The 13628-nt window shown below is 69.6% G+C and carries 13 protein-coding genes; 10 read left to right on the plus strand and 3 right to left on the minus strand.

Going from position 1 to position 13628, the window contains the following annotated elements:
- Window positions 1-2: 2 nt before the first annotated feature.
- Window positions 3-872 carry a Sco1979 family transcriptional regulator gene (locus KME78_RS45210; protein WP_246653333.1) on the minus strand — a complete coding sequence of 290 codons (870 nt, stop codon included), beginning with the start codon at window positions 870-872 and terminating at the stop codon, window positions 3-5.
- Window positions 873-1103: 231 nt separating this feature from the next.
- Between KME78_RS45210 and KME78_RS45215 the strand changes: the two genes are divergently transcribed.
- From KME78_RS45215 to KME78_RS65240, 5 genes are all read left to right on the plus strand, one after another.
- Window positions 1104-1754: a Rossmann-fold NAD(P)-binding domain-containing protein gene (locus KME78_RS45215; RefSeq protein ID WP_219536117.1), complete on the plus strand. Its 651-nt coding sequence runs from the start codon at window positions 1104-1106 to the stop codon at window positions 1752-1754.
- 75 nt (window positions 1755-1829) lie between these two features.
- The gene (locus KME78_RS45220) at window positions 1830-2906 is read left to right on the plus strand and encodes an LLM class flavin-dependent oxidoreductase (RefSeq protein WP_219536201.1); all 1077 of its coding nucleotides are present in this window, start codon (window positions 1830-1832) and stop codon (window positions 2904-2906) included.
- Window positions 2907-2969: 63 nt separating this feature from the next.
- Window positions 2970-3575: an FMN reductase gene (locus KME78_RS45225; RefSeq protein ID WP_219536118.1), complete on the plus strand. Its 606-nt coding sequence runs from the start codon at window positions 2970-2972 to the stop codon at window positions 3573-3575.
- Between the two features lie 90 nt (window positions 3576-3665).
- Window positions 3666-4451, plus strand: a complete 786-nt coding sequence (locus tag KME78_RS45230; RefSeq protein WP_281429055.1) for a chitosanase — start codon at window positions 3666-3668, stop codon at window positions 4449-4451.
- Window positions 4452-4507: 56 nt separating this feature from the next.
- A complete protein-coding gene (locus KME78_RS65240) occupies window positions 4508-5500 on the plus strand; it encodes an SDR family NAD(P)-dependent oxidoreductase (protein WP_246653341.1) in 993 nt (330 codons plus the stop codon).
- Between the two features lie 100 nt (window positions 5501-5600).
- Here the strand turns inward: KME78_RS65240 and KME78_RS45245 are convergent, their stop codons facing one another.
- Window positions 5601-7757 carry an amylo-alpha-1,6-glucosidase gene (locus tag KME78_RS45245; protein ID WP_308127373.1) on the minus strand — a complete coding sequence of 719 codons (2157 nt, stop codon included), beginning with the start codon at window positions 7755-7757 and terminating at the stop codon, window positions 5601-5603.
- 122 nt (window positions 7758-7879) lie between these two features.
- Between KME78_RS45245 and KME78_RS45250 the strand changes: the two genes are divergently transcribed.
- Genes KME78_RS45250 through KME78_RS45265 form a run of 4 tightly spaced genes read left to right on the plus strand, consistent with a single transcriptional unit; the run spans window position 7880 to window position 11919 of the window.
- Window positions 7880-8845: a LacI family DNA-binding transcriptional regulator gene (locus KME78_RS45250; protein WP_219536120.1), complete on the plus strand. Its 966-nt coding sequence runs from the start codon at window positions 7880-7882 to the stop codon at window positions 8843-8845.
- Window positions 8846-8856: 11 nt separating this feature from the next.
- Window positions 8857-10083 carry a sugar ABC transporter substrate-binding protein gene (locus KME78_RS45255; RefSeq protein ID WP_219536121.1) on the plus strand — a complete coding sequence of 409 codons (1227 nt, stop codon included), beginning with the start codon at window positions 8857-8859 and terminating at the stop codon, window positions 10081-10083.
- A complete protein-coding gene (locus KME78_RS45260) occupies window positions 10080-11087 on the plus strand; it encodes a carbohydrate ABC transporter permease (protein ID WP_219536122.1) in 1008 nt (335 codons plus the stop codon). Before KME78_RS45255 ends, KME78_RS45260 begins: the two co-directional genes overlap by 4 nt.
- A 1-nt stretch (window position 11088) precedes the next feature.
- Window positions 11089-11919, plus strand: coding sequence for a carbohydrate ABC transporter permease (locus KME78_RS45265; RefSeq protein WP_219536123.1), 831 nt, complete (start codon window positions 11089-11091; stop codon window positions 11917-11919).
- A 42-nt stretch (window positions 11920-11961) separates the two neighbouring features.
- Here KME78_RS45265 and KME78_RS45270 read toward each other — a convergent pair whose 3' ends face one another.
- Window positions 11962-12966: a tyrosine-type recombinase/integrase gene (locus KME78_RS45270; RefSeq protein WP_219536124.1), complete on the minus strand. Its 1005-nt coding sequence runs from the start codon at window positions 12964-12966 to the stop codon at window positions 11962-11964.
- Between the two features lie 152 nt (window positions 12967-13118).
- On the opposite strand from KME78_RS45270, the gene KME78_RS45275 reads away from it, so the two are divergent.
- On the plus strand, window positions 13119-13601 hold the full coding sequence (locus KME78_RS45275) for a DUF5994 family protein (RefSeq protein ID WP_246653342.1): 483 nt from the start codon (window positions 13119-13121) through the stop codon (window positions 13599-13601).
- Window positions 13602-13628 lie beyond the last annotated feature (27 nt).

Below are 13628 nucleotides of genomic sequence, written 5' to 3' on the forward strand. Positions count from 1 at the left end.
ACCTACTCCTCGTCCGGCTCGCCGATGATCTGGTCGAGGATCGCCCGGGTCGCGGCCGACGGCTGCGCGTGGATGCCCAGCTCGTCCATCAGATGGTGGTACGGGTGCACGTCGGATCGCCTGGTGAGGTACTGCGCGCTGGCGATCTGTTCGAGGTAGACCACGTCGTCGAGCTCGGCTTGGGCGAAGCGCAGGATGGTGATGGGGCCGACCCCGCCGATGTGACCGCAGTAGCTGAACGGCAGCACCTGGATGGTGACGAGGGGGCGGTCGGCCATCTTCTTGAGATGCTCGAGCTGCGCGCGCATCGTGGCGGCGTCGCCGACCTGACGGCGCAGCGCCCCCTCGTCCAGCACCACCCAGAATTTGGGCGCCGTGGCCATCCGGAGAAGCCGCTGGCGGCGCATCCGGAGCGCGACCCGGCGCTCGATCTCCTCCTCCGGGCTGTCCGGATCGCCGCACGTGATCACCGCGCGGGCGTAGTCCTCCGTCTGGAGCAGGCTGGGGATGTGCTGGACCGCGTACGTACGGATCATCGCCGCGTCCTGCTCCAGCCCGAGGTAGTCCTCGAACCAGTCGGGCACCACGTCGCGGTAGTCGTGCCACCAGCCGGGAGCGTTGGCCTGCCTGGTCAGCGAGAGCACGACCGCGCGTTCGGCCTCCTCGACCACGCCGTAGAGGGTGAGCAGATCTTCCACGTCGCGCAGCTTGAAACTGGTCCGCCCGCATTCCAGACGGCTGATTTTGGAATGCGAACTGCGGATCGCGTATCCCGCGGCGTCACGAGTGATGCCCTGTGACTCCCGCAGCCGGCGCAGTTGCCTGCCCACCAATATCCGCAGCGCCGTCGGCCCGGACTGACGATACTCCAAACCGGAAATTCCGGTCAGATCATCAATCTCCCGAGCATTCGGCATATACGCTCCTAGATCGGCAAACTGTAGCAGTCTGACGCTTCCGACAATCCTGCCACGCTAGCCAGCTTCGCCGCCATGAGGCGGGTTAATCGGGGGAATACCAGGTCGCGGCACCGGATACGCGGCACACCCGCCCACAGCCACCGCCGATCTGGCGATAGCATTCGGGCCGGGAACGGAGCTCGCATGAAAGTCATCATCTTCGGCGCCACCGGCATGGTCGGGCAGGGCGCACTACGGGAATGCCTGGCCGACGACCGGGTGGAGGCTGTTCTCACGGTCGGCCGCACCCCCACCGGCCGGACCCACGGCAAGCTGCGCGAGATCACGCACAGTGACCTGCTGGACCTCACCCCGATCGAGGCAGATCTGTCCGGCTATGACGCGTGCTTCTTCTGTCTCGGGGTCTCCTCGGCGGGCATGAGCGAGAAGGACTACCGGCGCGTCACCTACGACTACACGCTGACGGCCGGTGACACCCTCGCGCGGCTCAGCCCCGGCTCGACGTTCGTCTACGTGTCCGGGGTGGGCACCGACGAGCACGGCCGGGCGATGTGGGCGCGGGTCAAGGGCCAGACCGAGAACGCGCTGCTGGCCCTGCCGCTCGAGGCGTACATGTTCCGGCCCGGCTACATCCAGCCCATGCACGGCATCACGTCGCGGACGACCTGGTACCGGCTGGCGTACGTGGTGATGGCGCCGCTCTATCCGGTGGTGCGGCGGCTCTTCCCCACGGCGGTGACCACGACCGAGCAGATCGGCAGAGCCATGATCACCGTGGCGGAGCGCGGGGCGCCCCAGCGGGTGCTCGGACCGCTGGAGATCAACGCCCTCTGAACGTACGGAATAATCTCGGGCCACCCGCCGCTTGGGCGGTTGTTGAACTTTCAATAGTAAGGGGCGGTGAGCGATATGCAGTTCGGGATCTTCAGCGTGGGCGACGTGACCATGGACCCCACCACCGGCAGGACGCCGACGGAGCATGAGCGGATCAAGGCGATGGTGGCCATCGCGCTCAAGGCCGAGGAGGTGGGGCTGGACGTGTTCGCGACCGGGGAGCATCACAACCCGCCGTTCGTGCCGTCGTCGCCGACCACCATGCTCGGCTACATCGCGGCCAGGACCGAGCGGCTCACCCTGTCCACGGCCACGACGCTGATCACGACCAACGACCCGGTCAAGATCGCCGAGGACTTCGCCATGCTGCAGCACCTGGCCGACGGCCGGGTCGACCTGATGCTGGGCCGGGGCAACACCGGGCCCGTGTATCCGTGGTTCGGGCAGGACATCCGGCAGGGCATCCCGCTGGCCGTCGAGAACTACGCGCTGCTCCACAAGCTCTGGCGCGAGGACGTGGTCGACTGGGAGGGCCGTTTCCGTACGCCGCTGCAGGGCTTCACCGCCACGCCGCGGCCGCTGGACGGGGTGCCGCCCTTCGTGTGGCACGGCTCGATCCGCAGCCCGGAGATCGCCGAGCAGGCCGCGTACTACGGTGACGGGTTCTTCGCCAACAACATCTTCTGGCCGAAGGACCACTTCATCCGGCTGATCACCCTCTACCGCCAGCGGTACGCCCATTACGGGCACGGCACGCCCGAGCAGGCCATCGTGGGGCTCGGCGGCCAGGTGTTCATGCGGAAGAACTCGCAGGACGCGGTCCGCGAGTTCCGCCCGTACTTCGACAACGCGCCCGTGTACGGACACGGGCCGTCGCTGGAGGAGTTCGCCGAGGAGACGCCGCTGACGGTGGGCAGTCCGCAGGAGGTCATCGACAAGACGCTGACCTTCCGGGAGTCGTTCGGCGACTACCAGCGGCAGTTGTTCCTGATGGACCACGCGGGGTTGCCGCTGAAGACGGTCCTGGAGCAGCTCGACATCCTCGGTGAGGAGGTCGTGCCGGTGCTGCGCCGGGAGTTCGCCGCGAACCGGCCGGCCGACGTCCCCGACGGCCCCGTCCACACCACCCGCGCCGCCGGAATAGTCGCCTGAGAGCCGCCCGAAGTCATCGGAAGTCGTCGTAAGTCGTCTTAAGTCGTCGGAAAAGGAGCATTCATGAAGCTTGTCGTCGTGACGGCGGGTCTGACCCAGCCGTCGTCCACCCGCCTGCTCGCCGACCGCCTGACCGAGGCGACCGTACGGCGGCTCGACGACCACACGCCCGAGGTGCGGGTGATCGAGCTGCGCGACCTGGCCGTCGACATCGCGAACAACTTCGTCACCGGCTTCCCCGGCGCCCGGCTGCGCGAGGCGATCGAGGCGCTGACGGAGGCCGACGGCCTGATCGCGGTCACCCCCGTCTTCAGCGCCTCCTACAGCGGCCTGTTCAAGTCGTTCTTCGACGTCCTGGACCCCGCCGCGCTGGCGGGCAAGCCGGTGCTCATCGCGGCGACCGGCGGGACGGCGCGGCACTCGCTGGCGTTGGAGCACGCGTTGCGCCCGCTGTTCGCGCACTTGCGGGCCGTGGTGGCGCCGACCGCCGTCTACGCGGCGTCGGAGGACTGGGGTGGCGGTGGTGACGACTTCACGGACGGCCTGGCGGAGCGGATCGACCGCGCCGCGGGTGAGCTGGCCGACCTGGCGCGCAACCGTACCCCGGCACCAGAGCCGATCGAGCCGGTCGTCCCCTTCGAACAGCAGCTCGCCGCACTACGCCGGTAAGGGGCCCAAATTTCACAACATAGACCCCATAAGGTTACTCCTGTGAGTATGGTTCGTTAGGAATCTTTCCTAACCAAGCAGGAGATCACGTTGCTCCGGACCACTCTCGTCTCACTGGTCACCTTAGCCACCACTCTCGCGCTCACGGGCACCAGCCAGGCCGCGGTCGACCTCACCGACCCGCACAAGAAGGACATCGCCATGCAGCTGGTGTCCAGCGCCGAGAACTCCTCGCTCGACTGGAAGGCGCAGTACGGCTACATCGAGGACATCGACGACGGCCGCGGCTACACGGCCGGAATCATCGGCTTCTGCTCCGGCACCAGCGACATGCTCGCCCTCGTCGAGCTCTACACCAACCGTAAGCCCGGCAATGTCCTGGCCAAATACCTGCCCGCGCTCCGCAAGGTCAACGGCACCGACTCGCACAAGGGCCTCGACCCGAACTTCACCAAGGACTGGAAGACCGCCGCCAAGGACACCGCCTTCCAGACGGCGCAGAACGACGAGCGCGACCGCGTGTACTTCAACCCGTCGGTCAAGCAGGCCAAGACGGACGGCCTGCGGGCGCTGGGTCAGTTCATCTACTACGACGCGATCGTCATGCACGGCCCCGGCACCGACAAGCTCAGCTTCGGCGGCATCAGGAAGACCGCGATGTCCAAGGCCAAGACCCCCGCGCAGGGCGGCAACGAGACGACGTACCTCAACGCGTTCCTGGACGCCCGCAAGGCCGCGATGAAGGCCGAAGAGGCGCACGAGGACACCACCCGGGTCGACACCGAGCAGCGCGTCTTCCTCAAGAACGGCAACCTCGACCTGAACCCGCCGCTGACCTGGAAGGTCTACGGCGACAGCTACACGATCAAGTCCTAACAGGTCCTCATAGGTCCTCATAGACGGACGACCGGCGCCTCTGCCACGCTCTGATCATGACCCACGATGGCACGGTCTTATTGACAGGGGCGACGGGTGGCATCGGCTCGGCCATCGCCAGAGCGCTGCTGGACGCGGGCTACCGGGTCTTGGCCGTGGTCCGCGACCCCTCCCACCTGGGCGCCCTCGGCTCCCTCGACGAGCGCTGCGGGGCTGATGACGCCACCGGGCCGGGCGGGCGCGCGCACAAGGCCATCGGCTCGGGCCTGCCCGGCGCGGTGGACGAGATCGCCCGGCCGGGCGGACCCACGGAAGAGGCCGCCGGGCCGGGCGAGCCGACGGAACAGGGCACCAGCTCGGTCGGGCTGACGGAACAGGCCGCCGGGTCGAGCGGGCCCGGTGCCGTGGACGACATCGCCCGTCTGGGCGAGATCACCCCGATGGCGGCGAACCTCCCCTGGCCGGGCATGATGACCCCGGCCACCCCGTCCGCCGGCGCCACCCCCACAGGTGTCACCATCGTCGTGGCGGATCTGGCTCGGCCGGAGACACTGGCCACGGCTCTACCGGACATCGGGGAGCTGGACGCGTTCGTGCACTGCGCGGGGATCGCCGAGGTGGCGGCGACCGCGGACAGCCCGGTGGAGCTGTGGCGTGACACGTTCAACGTCAATGTGGTCTCGGCCGCCGAGCTCCTGCGCCTCCTGCTGCCCGCCCTGCGCAGGCGCCGTGGCCGGGTGGTCCTCATCAACGCCGCGCCCGGCCTGAGCCCCCGCGGCTGGCCCGCGTACGCGGCCAGCAAGGCGGCCCTGCGCGAGCTGGGCGACGCCGTACGGGCCGAGGAAGACCCGCACGGCATCCGGGTCACCACGATCTACCCAGGCGGCACGGCCACCGAGCTGCTACGCAAGGTCAGGGCCGACTTCGGCTCGCCGTACGACCCCGACCAATGCCTGCGCCCGTCCACGGTCGCCGCGCTGGTCCTGACCGCTCTCACCACCTCACCGGACGCCCACCTCACAGAACTCTCCGTCGGCTCGGCCGGCTGACCGGCAACCCCAGGAGCCTTCAACTCCGGGGCACGACCCCGACGGGCAGGCCGGGCGTGCGGGGCGTACGAACCGTCCGCCACCTCAACCGGCGCGCCCATCAACCCGCAGCGTGCCGCCCGTCCGCCACCTCGACCGACAGACCGGGTGGAAGGCCCGTGACCTCGGCCCTGCCGGAGCGGTCGATCGACACAGTGACGTCGGCGCCCGCCACTCGCAGGCCACGCACCGTGACCGCGCCGAGTGGGGCTCCCGCGAGTGGACGCAGCAGGACCTTGCCGCCGGGTACATCCGGATACAGGCCCACAGCCGCGTGCAGCAGTGTCACGGCGGCGGCGGCCGACCATGCCTGGGGGCGGCAGGCCGCCGGGTAGGCCACCGGGCGGCCGACCGTGTCCCGGTCGTCGCCCGCGTGGAGTTCGGGCAGACGGTAGTCGAAACCCTCCGCCGCCGCCAGCAGGCCCTGCGCCAGGTCCGCCGCCAGCCGCCCATGACCGGTCCTGGCGAGGCCGGCGAGGACGATGGCGGTGTCGTGCGACCAGACGGACCCGCAGTGGTAGGACAGCGGGCTGAACGCCACGTCATCGGCCGACATCGTCCGGAGCCCGAAGGCGCCGGACATCGCCGGGGTGCCGAGCAACTCCGCCACTCTCGCCTCCTCCCCCGCCGACAGCAGGCCCGTGCCGAGGAGGTGGCCGATGTTGCTGGTCAGCGAGTCGACCGGCTGTTTGGCTCCGTCGAGGGCCAATGCGGGATAGCTGTCCTCACGACCAGTGACCGACGCGGAAAAGCCACCCCCAGGGGCGGGGCCGGTGACCCAGAAGCGGGCGCGGAAGCGGTCGGTCATCGTGCCCGCGTAGTCCAGCCACCGTTCGGCCCCCCGGCGGCCGAACGCCGTCAGCAGGGCGGCGCCCTGGCGGGCGGCGGCGCAGGCGTACCCCTGGACTTCCGCCAGCGCGATGGGCGGTTCGGCCTGGCGGCCGTCGTGGAAGCGGACGGCGTCGCCCGAGTCCTTCCACCCCTGGTTGGCCAGGCCGTGGCCGGTCAGGTCGATGTACTCCAGGAAGCCGTCCCCGTCAGGGTCCGCATGATCGCCGAGCCAGCCGAGCGCCGCCTCCAGGGCCGGGAGCAGAGGTTCGACCTGGGCGGCGGGCATGCCCCAGCGCCAGGCGTCGTACAGCAGGCCGATCCAGAGCGGGGTGGCGTCGATGGTGCCGTAGTAGGCGGCGGGCAGCCGCAGCCCGCCGCCGCTGTGTTCGTGGCGGCGCAGCTCGTGCATGATCTTGCCGGGCGCCTCGCCGGTGGCCGGGTCGACGCGGGTGCCCTGCCGCCGGGCCAGGACACGGAGGGTGCTCGCCGCCAGGTCGGTGCCCAGAGGCAGCAGCATCCTGGCGGCCCAGAGGCTGTCACGCCCGAACAGCGTCAGGAACCACGGCACCCCCGCGCCCAGGAACGTGTCCCCCGGCTCCCCGGGCTCGGCCAGCCTGAGGGAGCGCAGGTCTTCGAGCGAACGCGCCGCCAGGCGTACGAGCCGGGTGTCGTCGGCCGTCACCTCGGGGACGCTCCACTCCAGCGGCCTGGCCGGCGCGGTGACCACCGCGTCCGGGTCGTCGATCACGGCGGCCCACCGCAGCGTGACCCGCTCGCCGGGCGCGAGCGAGATCTCCCACCGCAGCCGCCCGCCGACCCCACGGGGATCTCCCGGCGCCTCGGGGTGTGGCTCCACCGTCGCGTTCTCGCCGGTCGCCCGCACTCGGATGCGGCCGGATCGCCACTCCAGGGACCCGCCGTCAGCGGACGGGACGAGCGAGGCGGCGGCCGGCGGGGCGGTGCCGCCGGACTTCACCAGCTCGATCGGGGCGAAATCGCAGCTCAGGTCCACTGTGACGGTGGCCGTCACGGGGCGGGTCGCGGTGGAGGCGATCTCGATGAGCTCCGCCATCCGTCCGGGAGTGACCTCGCGCGTACGGTCGACACGGACCGTGGGGTCCGCGATCGGGTCGCCCAGCCGGCGGACCAGCGACACGAACCTGGTACGCCCCGCGGCCTGCGCGGCATGCCCCACGGCCTCCGGTTCCCAGCCGTCCACGGCCAGTGTGACCTGGGACAATGCCCGCGCGTCCGCATGGAACAGACCCTGCACCCCGGCCGCCCTGATCTGCCCGTCGGTGCCGCTCAGCGCGGTCGTCGGTGCCAGGACGGTGCTGACGAGGTCGTGCAGCAACGGCTGCAGGCGGTGCGTGGCTTGGTCGAGCACAAGCGGCCCCCAAATCTTGACAGGCGAATCGTCCAAGGGAGATAGTGCGTAACACTCCGTTTACTTGAACGATCCAATCCTGCCATACGGCGATTTGAACGTTCAAACCATTAGAAAGAGACATGATGCCTGAAAAGGTGACGATCGCCGACGTCGCGCGGCGGGCCAGCGTCTCCCGGCAGACCGTCTCGAACGTTCTGAACTCCCCCGACCTCGTCCGCGAAGAGACCCGCGAGCGCGTACGGCAGGCGGTCGAAGAGCTCGGCTACCGGGTGAACCAGGCCGCGCGGCGCATGCGGACCGGCCGGTCGCGGCTGCTGGCCGTGCGGATCGAGCAGACGCAGGATGGCATGAACGTCTTCGACCGGTTCCTGCATGGGCTGACCGACTCGGCGGCCAAGGCGGGATATCGGGTGATCCTTTACACGGCCGACGACGACCGGTCGGAGATCGCCACGTTCGACGACCTGCTGGGGGCGTACGAACCGGATGCGTTCGTGCTGACCGGCACGCATTACGGTGATGTGCGTACCTCGTGGCTGGCCGAGCGGGAGCTGGCGTTCGTCACGTTCGGCCGGCCGTGGGGCATGCCGGAGGGCGGCGCCCATCCGTGGGTGGACGTGGACGGCGCGGCCGGCACGGCCGCCGCCACCCGGCACCTGCTCGGCGCGGGTCATCGGCGGATCGGGTTCATCGGCTGGCCCGAGGGCTCCGGCGTCGGTGACGACCGCAGGAGCGGATGGGCCCGAGCGCTTGACGACACGGGCGCGCTGGAGCGGCGGACCGATGGGTCCGCGGCCGAGGGTGAGGCGGCGGCGAGGGAGCTGATCGCGGCCGGCGCCACCGCCCTGGTGTGCGTGAGCGACTCCGTCGCCCTGGGCGCGTTGCAGGCCGGGCCGGTGCCCGTGATCGGGTTCGACGACACGCCCGTGGCGGCCGCGATCGGCCTGACCAGCCTCAGCCAGCCGCTGTCAGACGCCGCCGCGCGCTGCGTCGGCGTGCTGACCCGGCTCCTCGAAGACGACAGCCCGGACAAGCCGGATCACGTCCTGCTTGAGCCCTCCCTGGTCATCCGGCGTACAGCGTGAAAGGAACCACGATGAAACACCTCCCCCTGGCGGCGCTGGCCGTACTGGCGCTGGCCGCGACCGCGTGCGGCAGCGGCTTCGAGGACAAGCCGGCGGCCGCGCCGCAGAGCAGCGGCCCCGCCTCGCTGCGGATCCTCATCGCCTCCTCCGGCGACCCGGAGACGACCGCGGTCAAGCAGGCCGCGGACGCGTGGGCGAAGGCGAGTGGCAACCAGGCCACGGTCACCCCGGCGCAGGACATCCACCAGCAGCTCGGCCAGGCGTTCGCGGGCGGCACCCCGCCCGACGTCTTCTACGTGGACGCCTCGCGGTTCGCCGACTACGCCAGCGTCGGCGCGCTGGAGCCGTACGGGGACAAGATCTCGAACCCGGACGACTTCTACCCGAGCCTGCGCACCACGTTCACCCGGGACGGCAAGTTCTACTGCGCGCCGAAGGACTTCTCCACGCTGGCGCTGATCGTCAACGACGGACTGTGGAAGAAGGCGGGCCTGGCGGCGTCCGACGTGCCGACCACCTGGGAGCAGCTCACCGCGGTGGCCGGCAAGCTCAAGGCCAAGGGCATCACCCCGCTGGCGATCGGCGACACCCGCGACCGGATCGGCGCGTTCATGGTGCAGGCCGGCGGCTGGATCACCAGCGCCGACGGCAAGCAGGCCACCGGCGACAGCCCCGAGAACCTCAAGGCCGTGGAGTACGTCAAGACACTGCTCAAGGACAAGCTGGCCGAGTACCCCAAGCAGCTCGGCGCGTCGTGGCCCGGTGAGGCGTTCGGCAAGGGCAAGGCCGCGATGACGATCGAGGGCAACTGGATCAAGGGCGCGCTGAAGGCCGACTACCCGGACATCCAGTACACCGCCCACCCGCTGCCCGCCGGGGCCAAGCAGGGCACGCTGTCGTTCACGAACTGCTGGGGCATCGCGGCCAAGAGCGCCAGCAAGACGGCGGCGATCGCCTTCGTCGAGGCGATGACCAAGGCCGACCAGCAGCTCACGTTCGCCAAGGCGTTCGGGGTGATGCCGTCGCGGCAGTCGGCCAAGGACGCCTACGTCAAGGAGTTCCCCATGGACACGGCGTTCGTGGACGGCGCCGCCTACGCCCAGGGCCCGGTGAACGCCCCCAAGATGGACAGCGTCCTGGCCGACTTCGACGCCGGTCTCCAGCAGCTCACCACGCAGGACCCGAAGGCGCTGCTGGCCAGGCTGCAGAAGAACACGCAGTCCGCCCTGGGTGAATGATGCGCCGCAACCGGGTCAGGGATGACGTGACGGGGTGGCTGTTCGTCGCGCCGGTCGTGGTGATCCTCGGGGTGTTCCTGCTGCTGCCGATCCTGATGGCGATGTGGGTCAGCCTCACCTCGTGGAACGGCCAGGGCAGCCCGTTCAAGAGCGGCGTGCCGTTCGTCGGGCTGGAGAACTACGGGCGGCTGTTCACCCGCGACGACCTGGCCCGCGAGAACTTCATGATCAGCATCAGGAACAACGCCTACTACGTGGCGATCGTCGTACCGCTGCAGACGGCGCTGGCGCTCGGCCTGGCCCTGATCGTGAACAGCCGCCTGCTCAAGGGCAAGTCGTTCTTCCGGAGCGCGTTCTACTTCCCGTCGGTCACCAGCTCGGTGGCGATCAGCGTGGTGTTCCTGTTCATCTTCAGCAACTCGGGGGCGCTCACGCAGTTGCTCGGCTTCTTCGGCATCCAGGGGCCGCAGTGGTTCTCCGACGCCCGAGGGGTCATCCACCTGCTGCTCGGCATGGACACGCCGCCGGCGGCGCTCGCCGGGGCGGGGCCGTTCGGCCTTTCGTGGTGGGAGTGGCTGTCGGGGCCGAGCGTGGCGATGTGCGCGATCATCGCGCTGGTCGTGTGGACGACGTCGGGGACGTTCATGCTGATGTTCCTGGCGGCGTTGCAGGACATCCCGGTGACGCTGGAGGAGGCGGCCATGCTCGACGGGGCCGGGCGGTGGCAGCGGTTCCGGTACGTGACGCTGCCGATGCTCAAGCCGACGATGTTCCTGGTGCTGACGCTCGGGCTGATCGGGACCTGGCAGGTGTTCGACCAGATCTACGTGATGAGCCAGGGCGCGCCGGCCAAGACGACGCTGACCCCGGCGTTCCTGTCGTACCGGACGGCGTTCCGGGACTTCGACTATGGGGCGGGGACGGCGATCTCGTTCGTGCTGTTCCTCATCATCGTGCTGCTGACGCTGTTCCAGCGCCGGGTGATGCGGGAGAGGAGGGGCTGAGGTGCGCAAGCTCGCGAGCACCTTCACCGGCTACGCGATCCTGATCTTCTTCGCGCTGGTGTTCATCTACCCGTTCGTCATCCAGATCGCGAACTCGTTCAAGACCGAGCCGGACGCGGCCGCCTCCCCGCTCTCGCCCATCCCGCACCCGGGGACGCTGGCGGGGTTCGAGCGGGTGTTCAGCGGTACCGACCTGCCGGTGTGGCTGGGCAACTCGCTGCTGGTGACGGTCGTGCTGACGGTCGGGCGGGTGTTCTTCGACTCACTGGCCGGGTACGCGCTGTCCAGGCTGCGGTTCCGGGGGCGGTCGGCGCTGTTCGGGGCGGTCATCGCGGTGATGGCCGTGCCCGGCGTAGTCCTCTTTATCCCGAAATTTCTGGTCCTCAACCAGTTGGGGATGTATGACAGCTATCTGGCGTTGATCCTGCCGGTGATCGTGGACGCGGCGGGCGTGTTCATCATGAAGCAGTTCTTCGACTCGATCCCGGCGGGGGTGGAGGAGGCCGCACGGATCGACGGCGCGGGCACGTTCCGCACGTTCTGGTCGGTGGTGCTGCCGATGGCCCGGCCGGCGCTGATCACGCTGACGATCATCTCGTTCCAGGGGTCGTGGAACGAGTTCCCCCACACGCTGGTGGCCGTCCAGGACCCGGCACTGTTCACACTGCCCCGGGGGCTGGCCGATCTGGTCAGCGGGTCGCTGGGGGGCGGCACGCAGTACCCGCTCAAGCTGGGGGCGGCGCTGCTGGCGACGATTCCGGTGGCGGTGATTTTCGTGATCTTCCAGCGCAGGTTCGTCCGCGGCGCCAACGAGGGTAGCGACAAGGGCTGAACCCGCACCTGCCCGGGCGCCAACGCACAGGAGGCTGGGTGGTCAATGGTCGGTGATGAGGGCGTCCAGAGCGGCTGCCTTGTCGGCTTCGGAGGGCAGGGCGTAGCGCCGGGTGGTGTCCAGCGAGTCGTGGCCGAGGAGTTCGGCGACCAGGATGGGGTCTTTGCCGTCGCGGATGAGCTGGGTGGCGAAGGTGTGGCGCAGGACGTGCGGGCTGAAGGATTCGGTGGGGTCGTCATTGAGGCCGACAGCGTCGCCGAGGCCGGTGATGATGTCGCGCGCGGAGCGGTCGCTCAGGCGGCCGCCGCGGTGGTTGAGGAACACCGCGGCGTGGGTGCCGGCCCCCTTCCAATCGGCGCGGGCTTCCAGCCAGTCGGTCAGGGCCTGGCGCAGGTCCGCATGGACGGGCAGCAGGCGGATCTTGCCGCCGTCACGGCCCTTTCCGCAGATGCGCAGTTCGCCCTTGCGGGCCGACAGGCGTACATCGGCCAGGTCGAGGCCAACGACCTCGGAGATGCGCAGGCCGGCGTAGTAGGGCAGCAGGGCGATGGCCTTGTCGCGCGGGGATGCGGTGAGCTGGACGTGGCGGACGTAGCGGCGGGTGCGCGGGGCGTCCAGGGCGCGGGGTGCTGTGCGGCGGGTGTCGCGTTCGCGGCGGGCTTGGGGTTTGCCGAGGCTGCGGCGGGCGTAGAAGTCGTCGATGGCCGACAGGTAGGTGTCGATGGTGTTGGGGGCGCGGCGGCCGTTCTTCAGATGCCGGCGGAAGTCGTTCACGGCGCCGGTGGCGGCGATGTGGTCGGCGAGCGGGTCGCCGTCCAGCATGCCGGCGTCGGCTTGGTCGGCCAGCCAGGCCAGGTAGCCGCGCAGCCGAGAGGCGTACTTGGTCTTGGTGGAGTCGGCCAGCGGGGCGTGCGCGAGTGCGGCGGTGTAGCCGGCCAGGACGGCGGCGTGGGGGGCGGAGAGCGGAAGGGCCCGCGACCGGCTTGTGTTTCCGGAAGCCGATCCGGCCGGTTGCGTGATCTCTGAGGGCGCGTTTCCGGAAGTCACCCGTTCAGTTTACTTCCGGAATTGCGCAATTCCGGAAGCCATGCCGTACACTGAAGATACCGAGGTCTTTTCGAGCGTTGGCATTCAGGTCTGCGTCGCCCGCGGCGAACCACCACTGGCCCTTTCGGAGGGCCTGGACAGGTCAGGCGACCATGACGCCGACACTTCTTTCTCAACCCGCACCGCTCAGCTCCACCTCGTTCGCGATCCCTCGGGTCGATTCCGCGCTTCGGCTCAGTCTCCGCCCGGTGCCGAATCGGCGAGCGGTGGTGGACGGGGCCTGGTGGCCCTCCTCCCGTGACGCGGCCGCCGAGTTGCCCGGTCTCATCGCCGCCGTGGATCGGCTGCTTGATCGGGTCACGCTCCGCATCAGCCTGCATGGCGACGCGTGGCAGAACATCCCGCGCCGCATCCCGGCGCGCGGGCGTCAGGTCCGTATCGGCTGGTTCCGCCACACCGACCCGCGCGTGATCATTCTCAGCTTCGCCGCCGGTGAGCCGGTCGTCCTGCTGATCATCCCTTCGGGTACCTCCGAGGCCACGGCCGACGGCTCGGCCCGCTGGGAGGACGAGGGCGGGTCGGTCATCGGGCAGGTGACGCAGTCATTCATGGGACGGCCGACGACGTCGGAATGACCCCGTGCCGCCTGCCGGCCGGATCGA

The organism is Nonomuraea guangzhouensis, assembly GCF_019396345.1.
Classification (GTDB): Bacteria; Actinomycetota; Actinomycetes; order Streptosporangiales; family Streptosporangiaceae; genus Nonomuraea; species Nonomuraea guangzhouensis.

Bases quoted from the DNA above. Each gene is read 5' to 3' on its own strand.
- KME78_RS45215 (WP_219536117.1), top strand. From the start codon at position 1,104: ATGAAAGTCATCATCTTCGGCGCCACCGGCATGGTCGGGCAGGGCGCA.
- KME78_RS45220 (WP_219536201.1), top strand. From the start codon at position 1,830: ATGCAGTTCGGGATCTTCAGCGTGGGCGACGTGACCATGGACCCCACC.
- KME78_RS45225 (WP_219536118.1), top strand. From the start codon at position 2,970: ATGAAGCTTGTCGTCGTGACGGCGGGTCTGACCCAGCCGTCGTCCACC.
- KME78_RS65240 (WP_246653341.1), top strand. From the start codon at position 4,508: ATGACCCACGATGGCACGGTCTTATTGACAGGGGCGACGGGTGGCATC.
- KME78_RS45250 (WP_219536120.1), top strand. From the start codon at position 7,880: ATGATGCCTGAAAAGGTGACGATCGCCGACGTCGCGCGGCGGGCCAGC.
- KME78_RS45255 (WP_219536121.1), top strand. From the start codon at position 8,857: ATGAAACACCTCCCCCTGGCGGCGCTGGCCGTACTGGCGCTGGCCGCG.
- KME78_RS45260 (WP_219536122.1), top strand. From the start codon at position 10,080: ATGATGCGCCGCAACCGGGTCAGGGATGACGTGACGGGGTGGCTGTTC.
- KME78_RS45275 (WP_246653342.1), top strand. From the start codon at position 13,119: ATGACGCCGACACTTCTTTCTCAACCCGCACCGCTCAGCTCCACCTCG.